The sequence below is a fragment of the Blastopirellula marina DSM 3645 genome, from assembly GCF_000153105.1.
GTDB lineage: Bacteria > Planctomycetota > Planctomycetia > Pirellulales > Pirellulaceae > Blastopirellula > Blastopirellula marina.
In genome coordinates this window covers 3978185-3993058 of the sequence record NZ_CH672376.1, presented here as the reverse complement: position 1 = coordinate 3993058, position 14874 = coordinate 3978185, and the positions used below count along the sequence as shown (strand labels likewise).

Genomic DNA, 14874 nt, shown 5'->3' with positions numbered 1-14874 from the left:
GTGGCGGGGGCCGGATTTGAACCGACGACCTCGAGGTTATGAGCCTCGCGAGCTACCTAGCTGCTCCACCCCGCGACATTAATTCCTACTAGCGACGTAATTGCCGCTGTTGTGAAGTGGTGAATTGTAAGGGAACGGTGAACAGTGTCCAGGGGACCGACCGAAAAAATTTGAATGCGGCGTATTGCAGAGCGCTCTGCCGCGACGATAGCAGGAGGAGAATCACGCTCGATTCTTGCAGACGCGGAAAGCCGTGGTGACGCGTTCTGCGAGTTGACGCGTCAAAATCGACAAAACCGGCGCAAATTCCGCGTGGGGCCGCCTGAGTACAAAGTCGGTTCCTTGCCGCTTGAAAAAGCGACTGGTAGAGTGACGTAACCCCTTTTTTCGCTGGTATTTTGGCCGTCTGTCGTGATAGCGGTCTTGGAGCTTGTGGATGTCGAGCGAAGAACATCCGAAAGACCGCAACAAATCGCCAGAAAAGCGACCAGCGCCGATTTCGCAACCGCCAACCCAGCCAACGACTCCGCCGCCTGACGGTGAAGAGACGAAAGCGCCAATCTCGTTCGGGCAAACTCCGCCGCAATCGGCGCCTAATTATTTTCCCCCCCACAGTTACCCGCAGCCGGGTCAGTTTGGCCCAGCTCCGTCATATCCGCCGCCGCAATATCCACCGTCCCAGTACCCGCCGCCGGGCCAAGGTGGACCTCCGCAACAGTATCCGCCGGCTGGTCAATATCCGGCGCCTCCGGTCGGCCCGTATCAGCCGCCGAGTTATCCCAATCCATGGCCTGTCGCGCCGACAGCTCCGGTGACGCCGCAACCTCCTGCTGCGCCGCCGAGTGAAGCGACGCCAACACCGCCCGTCGCGCAGCCAGCGCCTCAGCAACCGCCCGCGAAGGCTGCTGCGCCAAAGCTGTCGACACCCAATAGGCCGCCCTCTAAGCCACCCACTTCGCCCGGCGCGAAAAAGCCGCCTGCGGCGAAAACGCCGACACGCGACTCTGGCGAAAAGCCGGATCCGCCGAAGTGGAAAGGGGAAGCGGAGGGGCCAGCGGCGGGTGAGAAAAAACGAACGGCGAAATCCGATGCAGTTAAAAACGCCTCCTCGAAACCGCAGCCGAAAAAGTCTCCCTCCTCGGCAGCAGCAAAACCTGACAAGTCCGCGCCGGTCAAACGCATCCCAGCCGATCGCAAAGGTTTACCGCAGCAAGCTCCCAAGCGGACTGCGCCGGCGATTGTCGATCCTCAGTTAAAAGTCGCCGAGCATACTGCGCCAGCCGAAGATCTGACGGCGAAGTCGACCAAGCTAATGCCTCCGTGGATGGTCAGCACGATCGTTCACTTTCTATTGGTCATCGCGCTGGCCATGTTCGCATTTACGCCGCGGCAAAATCAGACAGTCGTCGTTACGGCGACCTATGCCGAAAAGCTGGGCGAACAATTGGACCAACCGTTTGTGTTGGACGAGGCCGACCTGATGGAGGATGACGTCACCGGCTTTGACATAACGTTGTTCGAGTCAGAGGAGCCTCCCCCGGCGTCGCTGACCACGCTTGCGGCGACCGGAACCAAGTCGAGGCAAAGCGAAATCGAGACTCCCGGCGTGGAGTACAACTTTCGCAGCGACGGCGGCGGTAAGAAGGCGCTGTTGAAGGCCTACGGCGGAAGTGCGACGACCGAACAAGCGGTGAAAGAGGCGCTCGATTGGCTAAAGCGTAATCAGCGCCGCGACGGATCTTGGAGTTTGAAAGGCCCCTATCGTGACGGCGCCGGGATCGAAAATCACGTCGCCGCGACGGCGATGGCGCTGTTGGCCTTTCAAGGAGCAGGACACACGACGCTGGTAGGCGCTTACACCAAAGAAGTTTCTCGCGGGTGGGACTTTTTACTGTCGCAGATGGACAACGACGGCACGTTTATTAGTGGACCGCTGGCCAATCAGCATCGACTTTATACGCAAGCGCAAGCGACCATCGCGCTGTGCGAATTGTACGGCATGACGCATGACGAGCAGTACAAAAAACCGGCGCAACGAGCGATCGACTACGCTGTCCGAATTCAATCGCCCGAAGGGGGGTGGCGCTATACGCCAGGCGACGGCGCCGATACTTCGGTCACCGGTTGGTTTGTGATCGCTTTCGCCAGCGCGCAGATGTGCGGGCTGAGCGTTCCGGAAGATACGCTCCAACGCGTCGGCGGTTTTCTCGATAGCGTCTCTAAAGAAAATGGAGCTCGCTACACTTACCAGCCGACCCGCAATCAACCGCCGACCTTATCGATGACGGCCGAAGGTTTGCTCTGCCGACAGTATCTTGGTTGGACGCAAGAGGACCCGCGTTTGAGCGACGGCGTCGATTTTCTGGTCGGCAATCCGATCAGTTGGACTGAGCCGGACGTTTACTACTGGTACTACGGCACGCAAGTGGCGCATCACTACGAAGGCGCGGCTTGGCAAGAGTGGAACAAAGTGATGCGTCAGGCGATCCCCGAACAGCAAGTCAAGGTCGGCGGCGAAAAGGGAAGCTGGTCACCCGACGGCGACAAACATGGCGTCATCGGCGGCCGCCTGTTCATGACCTGTTTGTGCGTCTACATGCTGGAAGTCTACTACCGACATCTGCCGATCTACTCGAAGTCCGAAGTGCTGTCGCTGCAGTAAGCAGATCGGACGATGCGGCCATCTTGATTGTCGATCGAAGTTCCGGCTTTTTGCGTCGTTCGTCCCTGATCTATCGCGAGGGACGGGGCGACGCGATTGATCTAGACGACGATTCCGCCTTGGATTGCCTAGCGGTCAAAACGGTTGTGATAATAGGTCTTCTCAATCCTTTGCTCGCGTCCTATCTCTGGGGTGGTTATACTTGCAGCGAATCGTTTCGCATCACTCGAATCTAAGAAACGCATGAACGCATTCCTGATCATTTGCCCCCATTGTCAGTCCAAGTACCAGGTCGCCAGCGCCGACATGCAAGGCAAGACGGTCACCTGTAAAAAGTGCAGCCAAAAGTTTGCCGCCAAAGTGATGCAGGCAAAACCCAAAGCGGCCTCGACCGCTGCGACGGCGCCGGTGCAATCGGCGGCGGATGATCCCTTTGGCGATCTGATCAGCGAGGCCTCGTCCCTGCCGTCCAGCGCTTCGCCGCTGGCCGCGGTTCCGCGCAAGAAAAAGGCGAACAGCTTTAATTGGATGCCGCTGGCGATCGGCGGTGGTGCAATTGCGATGTTGGTCTTCCTGCTGATCACCGTCGTTTCATTCTTGCCCAGTATCGATTCCAGCGGGCTCAATGGCGCTTCTGGCAACGAAGCGGCGCGACTGGCGGAAGCCGATTTTGCAGCCCACTCGAAGATTGCCGATGCACAGGTTGAAATCATGAAGGACTTCGTCGACGCAGTGGAAGGAGTTCAGCAAGAAGAAGACGTTCCGGCGCTGATTCAAAAGCTCGAAGCTTTGACCGCTCGGATCCGGAGTCAGGCCGACGTGGTGCGGGGCCTGCCGAAGCTGACCGAAAAACAAAACGAGCAACTGACCATGTCGGTCAAAGAACGCACGAAACCGTTGGAAGCGCGCACGAAAGCAGCTGGTCTAAAACTGGCCAACTTTCAGGCGCCCGGTTTGATGAAGGCGTTGATGGGATTTCAAACGGCCGGCCGCGAAATAGGCGAAGCGATCTCTGCGGCCCAGCCGCGTACGGCGAAGCAGTCGGTGGTGAACATCGATTCTGGGAATGCGGAAATTGACTCTCGTGAAGAGGAAAGAAACGCTCGAAAAGCGGAATTCGAAGCCCGTAAAGCCGAAGTCAAGGCGAAAATCGCGGCGGCTCAAGCCAGTGCGGCGGAGGAGCAATCGCACACGATGGAGAAGGAGGAGGATGTCACCGAATCACGGCCGAACGCGAGGGACAATTTTTCCAATTTGTGGGATATGCAAGTAAACACTGCGGGGCGAATGTTCGACATCCACGAAGAAATGATCAGCGCCGTCAACGCGACTTCGCAAGCGAATGACGTCCCCGCGTTGGTGCAGAAGATGCAAGCATCGATAGCTCAGTTTCGTGCGTTGGCCGACGAGGCAATCGGGATTCGCGTGCTCACGAACGAACAGAGCGTGAGATTAGCCGGTTCGATTGATAGTCGACTGAAGACGCTTGAGTTCGAAGGGGGGACGTTCGTTCCAAAGTTGCAAGCGTTGAAATCGCAAGAGCTGCTGACCGCACTGGTTGATTACCTTGCGGCCGCGGCGGATGTCCGGCAAGCGGTTATCGCAACCAGACCGATGGGGCTTAACTCGGCGACGGTTTCGGCTGATTTGGCCAAGTATCGAGGGTTCCTCGACGAAACCCTCCGCCTTCGCAAGGAACAGGTGGAAATAGACTATTCTTTTACCAGTTCCGACGATCCGAATCGTTACATAAAGGCGCTGGGAAAACTGACGCAAAAAGTGAACGACCTGAACCAAAGGGCGAAAGACGCCTATGGGGTGTCGAAACTATTACAGGATTGCGTCGGACTAGAAATGATGGCCGAGCTCGAGGCTTTTGCGGATGGGATTGACGAGGGTCGGCTTACCGAGAAACTTAAAAACAGGGAGTTTCGAACTCCTCAGGTGAAAGCCGCTCGCGATCAACAAACGGCCGCATTCGCCGAGTTTTACCGCATACTCGACAGCCGGAAACCGCGTGGTTCGAGCGGTATCGGCGAGGCCCCTAGCAGTAACACGGCGTTGAACGCTCAGATGGCGGACGCGATGGGGCAATTCGGCGGCTCAGGCGGCTTTTCAGGAATGGACCGCATGCGGGGGATGAGACAGCCCAAAGATGAAGACGCATCTATCCAATGGGCCAAAGAAAAGGAAAGAAAACTCGCAGCAGCCCAGCCGCCTAGAGCCCAGCCGCCTAGAGCGCAGCCGAGCGGCGGCATGCCGGGGCCTGCTGGGTTTGGACGTCCCTCTCGCGGTTTTGGTCCTCCTCCTACCGATCAGTTCCGCGACCGCGCTGGTGGAGCCGATAAGATGGTGACGCTTCTTGCGCCCACTTTCACCAAGTCGCAGATTGAAGCGATCAAAGGTCGTCTGAAAGATCAGCTCGATAATTCGGGCCATTCCAGTCGCTCTAGCAGCGGTCAGGCCGCGATCTTGCAACTCTTTTACAGCGGCGACATGGAAGAGCTCGCCAAGCAAATCGATTTCGGCGAAATCGAGGAGGTCAATGTCAAAGAGCGTCAGATTCGTTTGAAGTCGATTTCGATTCCGGAATAATTTCTTCGTAGCAGCTGCGATTGTTTCTGCGGATTTCACCCGCCGTTGGTTCGAGTAAGATGGTTTTTAGCGCCGTCGCCTCTCCGACTAAAAAACTTCCTCCGCTTGCTCGAAGGTTTCCGAAACGTGAAATTGATCGCTCGCTATGTCTTGACCTGCGCTTTTGTCACTTTGTTCATGTCGACTGCGATCGCCCAATCGCCGCCGCAGCCGATTCCGTTGATTTTTGATACGGACATCGGCAACGATTGCGACGATGTCCTGGCGCTGGGGATGATTCACGCTCTGCAGTCTCGTGGAGAGTGCGAGTTGTTGGCGGTGACGATTACCAAAGACAACCCGCTGGCGGCGGCGTTTACCGATTGCGTGAACACCTTTTATGGGCGCCCTGATATACCGATCGGCGTTTGTCATAGCGGAGTGACGCCGGAGCCGGGGAGTTTTAACGGGCTCGCCGATACAACCGACGAAGGCAAGTTGCGTTACCCCCATGATTTGCTGTCCGGCGAAACTGCGGTTGATGCGGTTACCTTGTTGCGAACGACGCTTGCCGGGGCCGAAGATCATTCGGTGGTGATCTGTCAGGTTGGCTTTTTCACGAATCTCGCCAATCTGATCGATTCGCCCGGTGATGACATTAGCCCGCTGAGCGGCGCCGATTTGGTGAAACGCAAAGTGCGGCTCCTCTCGGTGATGGCCGGCTCGTTTGTCGACAACGTCGATCCGGCGACCGGTCAGCGGAAGCGACTGGGCGAATACAACGTGATCAAGGATCTGGCCGCCGCGCGCCGACTGGCCAATCGTTGGCCAACTCCGATTATCTGGAGCGGCTATGAAATTGGGATCGCGCTTCGGTACCCGTACCGCAGCATCGTCAACGACTACAATTACGCGGCGCATCATCCGCTGGTCGAGTCGTACAATAGGTTCACCAAGCCGCCGCACCATCGACCGACCTGGGATCTGACGACCGTTCTGTACCCGGTCCGACCTGATCGCGGATATTTTGAACTCTCCCCGGCCGGCGACGTGACTATCGACGAAAACGGCTACACCAACTTTGTCGCATCGCCTAAAGGACGCGATCATTACTTGATCGCCCCTGACGCGCAAAAGGAGCGAACGCTGGAAGCGCTGACCCTGTTATCGAGTCAACCGCCGGAGTAAGCCGACCTAAAACGAATAACCCCTACACTAGCCCGCCAGCGCCAGCGAGGAAAGCGGTTGGCGATTCTAAGACGGATGGAAGTAGCAACCGCTTTCCTCGCTGGCGATGGCGGGCTAGTGTTCCGTCACACGATTATTCTTTGTCCTCTTCTTTCGCCCACTGCATGCGCCACGGCGGCTCGAAGGCCAGGTACGCGAGTAATGAGATCGCGGTCGCGGCGATTTCAAGCGGAATGAGCAGCGGGTTAGCGAGCCACGGTTCCAGGAAGCTTTCGTAGCCCCACGGTTGATGCAGTCCCCACACAATCGCGCCGGCCAACATGCTGGCCCCGCCCGACCAGCGATTGCGCGGCTTGGTGTAGATGCCAAACATCAGCGGCACGAAGAGTCCCACCAGCGTCATCGCGTAGGCGGTCTCCAGCAGACCGTAGGCGGTTTCGCCCGAGTAGGCCATCCCTAGTGCGCCGACAGCGACAATCAACGTGGCGATCCGGTTGAGCTTCAGCGGTTCGATCGTCGTGCAGCGGCTGAGCAGGTTTTGGGCGAGCACGCTCGACGGCGCGATAATCGCGCTGTCGATCGTCGAGAGCACCGCCGACATCAGCGCCAGCACAAAAATAATCGCAACCGGCGGGCTGAGAAACGCGGCGGCGAGCGTGGGTAAGACGCTCGCTTCGATCTGGTGCGGTAGCAGGTTCGCCGCCAAGCCCAGACCGACTGGGATCAAGCCAAACGTCAGATAGGCGCCTCCCGCGATAAAGCAGGCGCCTTGTGCGACGCGAGCGCTTTTCGCGGCGAAGATTCGCTGCATCAAGTCTTGTCCCGGCAAGTTGCCCAGGGTCGCGACCATCAAGACGGCGATCCAATCCCACGTCGCTTTGGCGTGTTCGCGGGGGATCCACTGCAGATGTTCCGCCGGCGTTTGGGCAATGACTTTGTTGTAGCCCGCGATCAATTGACCTTCACCGATCTCCCAGAGCACGACCAACGTCAGCACAATCAAGCCGAGCAACACCAGCGAGATCTGCACCGCGTCGGTCAACGTGACCGACCACATGCCGCCGGCGATGGTGTACCCCGTGCCGACGATCGCGACGGCGGCGACGCCAATGGATAGGTCGAGTCCGAAGTAAAGCTCCAGCATCTTGGCCAGCGCAATGTACTGCGCGGCGATCCAGCCAAAATAGCTAGGGATCATGATCAGCGAAGCGACGATCTCGGCGAACGATCCGTACTTCCGACGAAACAAGTCCGGCAACGTCAGCAGCTTCATCCGCCAGATCGGCCCGGCGACAAACAGACCAGCGATCAAGAGACAAAAGCCGGGCCCCAGCGGATCGAGCGCCGCCGCTTGTAGCCCTTCGGCGTTCACCTCATCGGCGGCTGTCAGCAAAGTGCCGGCGCCAAACCAGGTCGCCAGCAGAGTCATCCAGGCCAACGACAGCGGCAGCTTGCGACCGGCGACGATATAATCTTCGCTCGTCTCGACCTTTCCCTGGGCGACGATCGCGAGCGCATACATGCCGATCACATAAATCGCAATGACGACGCCGAGCGTCCATTTCAAGCCGACGCCGATTTCCACGGGCCAACGCTCCGGTCAATAGAGGAGGGGATGTCGCCGCACTATCATAATCAGGAGAAGCCGATCATGAATAGCGCCCCGCGTCTTGTAGGACCCGCAGTGCGGCCCATGAAACGCCTACACGCTCGCTTTGAAGGGGGCGCTTTAAAGAAGCAGGCGATCACCCGCCCAGAGGCGCAAGCCGATGGAATACGGCGGGATACTTCAGTCCGGGTTAGGATCGCCGAGCGTAGTCCATCGGCTTGCGCCTCTGGCGAGTGTGACGATTTTCAGCTGCTTCAACAACTGGTAAACGGCTCTGCCGCGATGTCCGATCAGTTGCGTCGCCGCCGGGCTTAGTTCGGCCAAGCGGCGGCGGTATTCAACAATTTCTAGCAACGTGTCGTAACCAATGCCATACGCGCCGCGGGCGGCGTCGCAGATGCGACCGTGGCACTCGCCGATCGCTTCGTATCGAATCTGACCCTGCGGGTCGGCGATCACTAGGTGACAGACGAAGCGGGCTACGCGCTTTTCTAACGGCACATCGCGCAGCCGATCGAGCAGCTTGGTGCGATTGTCGAGCGCCGTCGCTTGCTCGCCGGCATAGCGGGCCGATCGTACTCCGGGTTCACCATGCAGCACGGCGACTTGCAGCCCGGTGTCGTCGGCCAAGACCCATTCGCCCAATTGCTGTGCGTAGCCGGTCGCTTTCTTCTGGGCGTTGTCACGCAATGTGGCGCCGTCTTCTTCGACCGGCGTCGCTTGGGGAAAGTCTTGCAGCGACAGCAGCGGAATCGACAATGGCGCGAGCGATCGGGTCAGTTCTTTCACTTTATGTGCGTTGCCGGTCGCTAGGGTCAGCGCAGGGAAGGGGAGCTTCATCGGTTTACAGGATCGCGAGCGGATTGCGGCGTTCTTCCAACGTACCGCGTGTCACGCCGACGCGGTTGAGCGCTTTCAGTTCGGTCCAGACTTCTTTGCCGCTGATCTGCCCAGTTAGCAATGACGAGTAAAGGTCGAGCGTTTGGTAAACCTGCGATTTGGACGCTTCGTCCAGCAGTTCGACCCGAAAGTAACGAACCCCTAGGTCAATCAACGCGGCGACCGCTTCGGCGCCGCTCTGCGGCGCGGCGTTGTAGAGCGTGTTGCGACAGCCGACGTCGGCGGTCAACAGATGTTCGCTGCCGACCCGATCACGCAGGCGGACGACATGATCGTCGCAGGGGCGGCCGCAGTTGGTCTTGTTGGTCCCCGGCGAGAGGACCGCGCAGAAGACGCAATGCTCCATGTGAAACATCGGCATGTGTTGGTGGATGACGACTTCTAGCAGTTGCGACGGAGAACGGCGCGCCATCTCAAACAGCTGTTCGCGGTTCAAGTCGTACGACGTCGTGATTCGTTCGGCGCCTTGCTGACGCAGAAAGTCGACCGTCAATTCGTTGGCCGCGTTCAGCGCAAAGTCGGCGACGCACGCAATTTGGCGTTCGCGATAGTAGCGGAGTCCAGACAGGTTGCGAACCAGAATTCCGTCGGCCGCTTGCTTCTCAAGCGCTTTGAAGACGCCGATTTCGCCTGGCTTTTGGATTCGCGGGGTCGCCAGGTAGATCTGTGCGCCGGCGGCGTGGGCGATCTCGACCGCTTGACGATACTCACGGATATCGGCGAACTCGGCGTATAGTCGCTTGATGCCGATCTCGCTGGCCCAGGTCAATTGATCCAGCGTGCGGCAGAGCAAATGCAGATGCGGCGTCTGATCGGTGGGTTTCGTCGCTGGGATGTCGGCCCGCAGTCGCGGCAACACCGGCGTCGGATCAACGGCATGCGCCCGGATGGCCGTTTCGCGGCGTGCGGCCGAAAGTTGTTCGACCATTTGCTTGCGTAGTGCGCCCAACACGCTGAGCGGCGCCATCGGCGCTCCGCTGATCTCGGCTGTCAATTGCGTCAGGCGAAAGCCGGTTTCTCCCAGCCGCGAGAACTGTTCTTGCAGCGTCTCAGTTGTCAGCGGATGTTTGCGGGCCGCTTCGAGCGGTTGTTCGGTCTGCAGTTGCAACTGCGGCAGGCCGGCGACCGTTGCGATTAGTTGCAGCGGCTGGTCGATCGCCGCGGTCACGTGCAATTGCAGATCGACTTCACGCGGCGTGAGCTCGCCGTCAAAGCTTTTACGGAGGCGGCGATTCAGCTCGGGATCGTCGCTCTTCCAGATTTTTTGACCCGGGTAAAGCTGCGATACGTCGACCGAGTCGCGCATTAGGGCCAGCTCGATCACGCCGTGGGAGACTTCTCCTTCGATCCGATTTTGGCCGCGGTAGAGCGCGAAGATGCGGCCTCCCTGTTCATCGCCGGTGCTGCGGTCTCCCTCAAAGACCACGCCGTCGCCGGCTTTTAACGAGCGACGCAGCGCGATGCGAACGCGTTGCCCTTGCACCTTTTGCACTTCGCCGACGAGCACGCCGCGTTTGGCCGAACTGATGGCCGGAACCAGCATCTTGTGATCGCATCCTTGCAGCCAACCGACCGAAAACCCGCGCGAAAACGACAGCTCCATCTCTTCGACGTCGCGCGGCGTGAACTCGATTGGGCGCCCGGCGACTGCGGCGTCGATTGCGCTGCGATAATGCCGCGTGATGTTGGCGACATACTCGGGCGTTTTTAAGCGACCTTCGATCTTGAGCGAGACGACCCCTGCCGCGATCAGCTCAGGCGTGATCTCAAATGCCGCCAGATCTTGCGGGCTTAGCAGATACTTTTGATCGCCGAGATCGACATCTTCCCCGTCGCAGATCAATTCGTAAGGCAAGCGGCATGCTTGGGCGCATTGGCCGCGATTGGCGCTGCGACCGCCGAGCGATTCGCTGGTCAGACATTGTCCGCTATAGGCGACGCACAGAGCGCCATGTACGAACGCTTCAAGCGGCATCGCGGTCTCGGCATGGATCGCGGTGATCTCGTCGAGCGAAAGCTCGCGCGCGAGCACGACCCGTTCGACCCCCATTTCGGCCGCCAACGCGATGCATTCGCTGCTGGTCATGGTCATTTGGGTGGATGCGTGGATCGGCAAGGTCGGCGCGATCTGGCGGATCATGCCGACCAGCCCCAAATCCTGCACTAATAGCGCGTCAACGCCGGCGGCGGCGATCTGGCGCACGAGCTGTTCGACCGCGTCCAGCTCGGGCGAAAAAGCGAGCGTATTCAGCGTGACGTAGCCGTGGACTCCGTGCCAATGCAAGAACGACATCAGCGGCGCCAGGTCGTCGACCCCAAAGTTATCGGCGCGTGCGCGAGCGTTAAACCCGCTGGTCAGCCCAAAATAGATCGCATCGGCCCCGTTGGCGACGGCCGCTTTGGCGCACTCCCAGTTGCCGGCAGGCGCCAGAAGTTCAGGGGCAGTACGGTTTTCTGGCATAAATAGAGCGATCGCTAGTGAGAGAGGTCGAAACTTCTATTCTAGCAATCGCGGCGATCGTTCGTCAGAAGATTAGTTGCGGGAAATACGAGGCGCCGGTTTGTTGCAGAAAATCAGGGGCAATTGGGTGGGACGTCACGAGTTCGGGCGCCATTGCGACGCAAAGCCACGGCAATAGCGCCCGCAACCCCCAAAAGCAGAGTCCTACCGTGCGCGAATATCGTGCGGAACATCATTGGGCCAAGGCCGGACCTATTTGGGTTGGCGGCGAAATCGTTTTACGGCTTGTTTGGTTAGCAGCGGCAGTAAGCCCAGCATTGCGAAGGCGGCGAGGGTCTGCCATTGGACGACGGCGCCGAAACCTTCCTCTTGAATGGTCCGCATGGACGGCAAACTTGCGCCTGCCCAGACGTAGACCACGGTTCCGGCCAACATGCCAAGCTGGCTGACCCACCAAAAAGTTCGCAGGCGAATCGGCGTTAGCGCCATCAGCAAATTGACCAAGAAGAAGGGGATGACCGGGATTAAGCGAAGCGTAAACAGATAGTAGGCGCCTTCCGCTTCGACCGCTGCGTTCAGTTTTTCGAGTCGCTGCTGGTAACGCCGCTGAATCATGTCCCGAAAGAGATAGCGACTCAACGAAAAGGCGATCGTCGCGCCAAGCGTCGAAGCGAAGCTGACCAGCAAAACGCCGGCGATGGGACCAAACAGCCAGCCATAAAAGATGGTCAGCAGCGCGGCGCCGGGAAGCGATAGCCCGGTGATCACCACGTAGATCAGAAAACCGCCGATCAAGGTGATCCCCGCATGTTGCCGCTGATAGTCACGCAGCGCCTCTTCCTGCGCGGCCAGCGTATCGATCGAGAGATAACGTCCCAACGTGAAATAGGCGACGATAATCGCGATGATCACGATCAGGCCCAGCGTCCATTTCCAGCGAGTGGAACGACGGGGCGAAGATTGTTGCGTTGGCGCGTCGGTCGAAGGCATGGGGGATCGTTCTTCGTTTCGACGGTATCCAGGAAGGTCGATCAGGCCGCAGCGATGGCGCACGGCCTCATGACATGTCGAAGTAAAGTGAAAAACTCTACTTCTTCTTTTTTTTGTCCATTACCTTCTTCTTTTCGACTTTGCTCGCCGCTTGTCTGGCTCGCGTCAGGCGGGCTTGCTGCAGCGGCGTCCAGGCTTCGAGATAGTCGATCGAACGGATCGCCATGGTGGTTTCGATCATCACTTCCTCGGGCCCCTCTTTGGCCCAATCTGTCCTGAATTCTCGCAATTTTGCGAGGAATTTGACGAGCCGGTCCTCCATCGCTTTGATGTCGTCGATGGTCTGATATTCCATTCCCATGATCGTACTCCGCGAGTGCAAAAAAAGTATTTAGACCCATCTTATTGCCACGCAATAGCTTACGTCAAGTAAGGGTAAAGTCTAAGGACTTTGCCCTACTTTCTTGACTCTTGAGTGTTGAAAAAGACTTAGACTTTGCTTAGAATTGTGTAAGACATTGAGGGCAAGAGGGACGCTTGGGGAATCCATGGGATCAGGTCTCATTTTCGCCGCGAAAATGAGATCTGACCCCCTTAATTCCGACGCCCTGTCGCTGCGATGAAGTCACGGTGCGAAACCCAGGGGACTTGGATGCTAACTCTTCCACCGCCGACGGCGCCAACGCCGCTCAGTTATTACCGGATTCGATCGATCCAAGACAAGGTCGACGGCGTTTACTACTGGCTGAAAGCGGCCAGGTCGCCGGAACAACAAACCTTATTCGCGGATTTGCAAGTCGCCAAAAACTTGCTGAACGATCTGCCGGTGCTGCTTGACGCAGAACGACACGAAACCGATCGCCGCTGGCGGACCGCAATTCAAGCAATTCCCTCGTTGCGTAACGAATCGCTCGCCGCGGCGCCGGAAGCATCGCTGACCGAGTCGCGCGGTTGGAGCGACATTCAGGAAGACCATCCGGCGCAGCGACGCTTCGAGAGTCACGAGACTGGTGTTGGCTGTTATGAATTTGAGGCCGAGTTTCACTTCGTTCGCGGACCAATGGGAGATCAACTGCACGGCGTCACCATCACGTCGCCGCTCCGGTTGGATGAGGACGAACTGGTCGAAGTGACGCGTGCGGCCGAATTACGGCTGTTGGCGAACGAAGCCGAGACCTGGTGGGAGGGACGCCGATGAGCCGAGAAACAACCACCAACGGCAACAAGCGGCGACGCCCAAAACGGATCCAGCCGACCGAATGTCCGCCGCTGCACCAAGTGGTCGCCGAATGTGAAAACGAACGAGAGCAACGCAAGTTGTACGACGAGTTGAAAGCGAAAGGATACCGATGTCGGTTATTGAATCTGTAGTCTCGTGCCGCGTGCTCGATTCGTTCCGCGTACAAATGGTGAGCGGCATGTTTGACGTTTCGCTGGACGAAAAGTTGTCAAATCGGTTCGCGATCGAAATCCCGACCGACGACGATTGGCGCGTCGGCATGATCGTGGGGCCTTCCGGATCGGGCAAGTCGTCGATCGCGGCCAAAGCGTTTGGCTCGCAGGTTTATCGTGGATTCCGTTGGCCTGCACGCAAAGCGATTGTCGATGCGTTTCCGGCCGAACTGGAGACGCGTTCGATCTTGCGGACGTTGATTTCGGTAGGCCTCAGTTCGCCGCCGGCCTGGTGCAAACCGTATCGCGTCCTTTCGACGGGCGAACAATTTCGGGCCGACCTGGCGATGTCGCTCGTTTCGCCTGATCCGTTGATTGCGTTTGACGAGTACACGAGCGTTGTGGATCGACGCACCGCCCAAATGGGATCGGCGGCGCTGCGCAAGTCGATCGACGCAGGGCACATCGACAGACAATTTGTCGCGATCACTTGTCACCGCGACGTCATCGATTGGCTGCAGCCTGATTGGGTCGCCGACATGTCGAGCGGCCAACTATCGCGGAGGCGTCTTCGGCGACCGAAACTGGAAATGCAAATCCGCGCCGGCAGCATTTCGGACTGGCCCCTGTTTGCGAAACATCACTATCTAGATCCGCGGCTGAACCCGGCGGCGCGCTGCTTTCTGGCGACGCTCGACAATCAGCCGGTCGCGTTTGCTGCGGTGCTGAATCACTTTCGTAAGCATACGTTTCGCTTTACGCGCTTGGTGACGCTTCCCAGTTTTCAAGGGATCGGCGTCGGCGGCGCACTGTTGGATGGAGTCGCCGCTCATTTGGTCGACAACGAAGACGCCGAGTTGGTCTCGATCAGCGGCAGTCACCCTGCCGTGATTCACCATTGCAACGCCTCATCCCGGTGGGAGTTCCGTGAACTGAAAAAAACAGGGCGCCGCGCCAGCGGATTCTTTCGCGATCATCCCGATTGGAAAGTTTCCCTCGGCCGAGCCGTCGCATCCTTCCGCTACCAAGAGTAGGGTCCGCTGTGCGGACCAGAAAGGGCCTTCAGCAGCGCCCAATCAATCCTCGGTCCGCATAGCG

General features: G+C 58.5%; 11 protein-coding genes and 1 tRNA gene. 6 read left to right on the top strand and 6 right to left on the bottom strand.

Going from position 1 to position 14874, the window contains the following annotated elements:
• Position 1: 1 nt before the first annotated feature.
• A tRNA-Met gene (locus DSM3645_RS17920) sits at positions 2–75 on the bottom strand.
• 361 nt (positions 76–436) lie between these two features.
• Between DSM3645_RS17920 and DSM3645_RS28600 the strand changes: the two genes are divergently transcribed.
• From DSM3645_RS28600 to DSM3645_RS17900, 3 genes are all read left to right on the top strand, one after another.
• Positions 437–2662: a prenyltransferase/squalene oxidase repeat-containing protein gene (locus DSM3645_RS28600; RefSeq protein ID WP_002653687.1), complete on the top strand. Its 2226-nt coding sequence runs from the start codon at positions 437–439 to the stop codon at positions 2660–2662.
• 243 nt (positions 2663–2905) lie between these two features.
• Complete coding sequence (locus DSM3645_RS17905; protein ID WP_002653685.1) at positions 2906–5257, top strand: MJ0042-type zinc finger domain-containing protein; 2352 nt, start codon at positions 2906–2908, stop codon at positions 5255–5257.
• A gap of 177 nt (positions 5258–5434) precedes the next feature.
• Entirely contained in the window at positions 5435–6424 is a 990-nt protein-coding gene (locus DSM3645_RS17900) for a nucleoside hydrolase (protein ID WP_081444928.1), read from the top strand.
• 133 nt (positions 6425–6557) lie between these two features.
• Here the strand turns inward: DSM3645_RS17900 and DSM3645_RS17895 are convergent, their stop codons facing one another.
• From DSM3645_RS17895 to DSM3645_RS17875, 5 genes are all read right to left on the bottom strand, one after another.
• On the bottom strand, positions 6558–8009 hold the full coding sequence (locus DSM3645_RS17895) for a sodium:solute symporter family protein (RefSeq protein WP_002653683.1): 1452 nt from the start codon (positions 8007–8009) through the stop codon (positions 6558–6560).
• A gap of 204 nt (positions 8010–8213) precedes the next feature.
• Positions 8214–8873, bottom strand: a complete 660-nt coding sequence (locus DSM3645_RS17890) for a non-canonical purine NTP pyrophosphatase (RefSeq protein ID WP_002653682.1) — start codon at positions 8871–8873, stop codon at positions 8214–8216.
• A gap of 4 nt (positions 8874–8877) precedes the next feature.
• Positions 8878–11394, bottom strand: coding sequence for a DUF3656 domain-containing U32 family peptidase (locus DSM3645_RS17885; RefSeq protein WP_002653681.1), 2517 nt, complete (start codon positions 11392–11394; stop codon positions 8878–8880).
• 252 nt (positions 11395–11646) lie between these two features.
• On the bottom strand, positions 11647–12384 hold the full coding sequence (locus DSM3645_RS17880; RefSeq protein WP_116344431.1) for a TVP38/TMEM64 family protein: 738 nt from the start codon (positions 12382–12384) through the stop codon (positions 11647–11649).
• A 97-nt stretch (positions 12385–12481) separates the two neighbouring features.
• Complete coding sequence (locus DSM3645_RS17875) at positions 12482–12739, bottom strand: hypothetical protein (RefSeq protein ID WP_002653679.1); 258 nt, start codon at positions 12737–12739, stop codon at positions 12482–12484.
• A gap of 297 nt (positions 12740–13036) precedes the next feature.
• On the opposite strand from DSM3645_RS17875, the gene DSM3645_RS17870 reads away from it, so the two are divergent.
• From DSM3645_RS17870 to DSM3645_RS17865, 3 genes are read left to right on the top strand one after another with little or no spacing between them, the layout of a single operon-like run.
• Entirely contained in the window at positions 13037–13582 is a 546-nt protein-coding gene (locus tag DSM3645_RS17870) for a hypothetical protein (protein WP_002653678.1), read from the top strand.
• A complete protein-coding gene (locus DSM3645_RS30510) occupies positions 13579–13755 on the top strand; it encodes a hypothetical protein (RefSeq protein WP_002653677.1) in 177 nt (58 codons plus the stop codon). The genes DSM3645_RS17870 and DSM3645_RS30510 overlap by 4 nt, the downstream gene beginning before the upstream one ends.
• On the top strand, positions 13734–14810 hold the full coding sequence (locus DSM3645_RS17865; protein ID WP_050769417.1) for a GNAT family N-acetyltransferase: 1077 nt from the start codon (positions 13734–13736) through the stop codon (positions 14808–14810). The genes DSM3645_RS30510 and DSM3645_RS17865 overlap by 22 nt, the downstream gene beginning before the upstream one ends.
• Positions 14811–14874 lie beyond the last annotated feature (64 nt).

Coding starts and splice junctions, on each gene's coding strand:
- DSM3645_RS17905 (WP_002653685.1), top strand. CDS start 2,906: ATGAACGCATTCCTGATCATTTGCCCCCATTGTCAGTCCAAGTACCAG.
- DSM3645_RS17870 (WP_002653678.1), top strand. CDS start 13,037: ATGCTAACTCTTCCACCGCCGACGGCGCCAACGCCGCTCAGTTATTAC.
- DSM3645_RS17900 (WP_081444928.1), top strand. CDS start 5,435: ATGTCGACTGCGATCGCCCAATCGCCGCCGCAGCCGATTCCGTTGATT.
- DSM3645_RS17885 (WP_002653681.1), bottom strand. CDS start 11,394: ATGCCAGAAAACCGTACTGCCCCTGAACTTCTGGCGCCTGCCGGCAAC.
- DSM3645_RS17880 (WP_116344431.1), bottom strand. CDS start 12,384: ATGCCTTCGACCGACGCGCCAACGCAACAATCTTCGCCCCGTCGTTCC.
- DSM3645_RS30510 (WP_002653677.1), top strand. CDS start 13,579: ATGAGCCGAGAAACAACCACCAACGGCAACAAGCGGCGACGCCCAAAA.
- DSM3645_RS17890 (WP_002653682.1), bottom strand. CDS start 8,873: ATGAAGCTCCCCTTCCCTGCGCTGACCCTAGCGACCGGCAACGCACAT.
- DSM3645_RS28600 (WP_002653687.1), top strand. CDS start 437: ATGTCGAGCGAAGAACATCCGAAAGACCGCAACAAATCGCCAGAAAAG.
- DSM3645_RS17875 (WP_002653679.1), bottom strand. CDS start 12,739: ATGGAATATCAGACCATCGACGACATCAAAGCGATGGAGGACCGGCTC.
- DSM3645_RS17865 (WP_050769417.1), top strand. CDS start 13,734: ATGTCGGTTATTGAATCTGTAGTCTCGTGCCGCGTGCTCGATTCGTTC.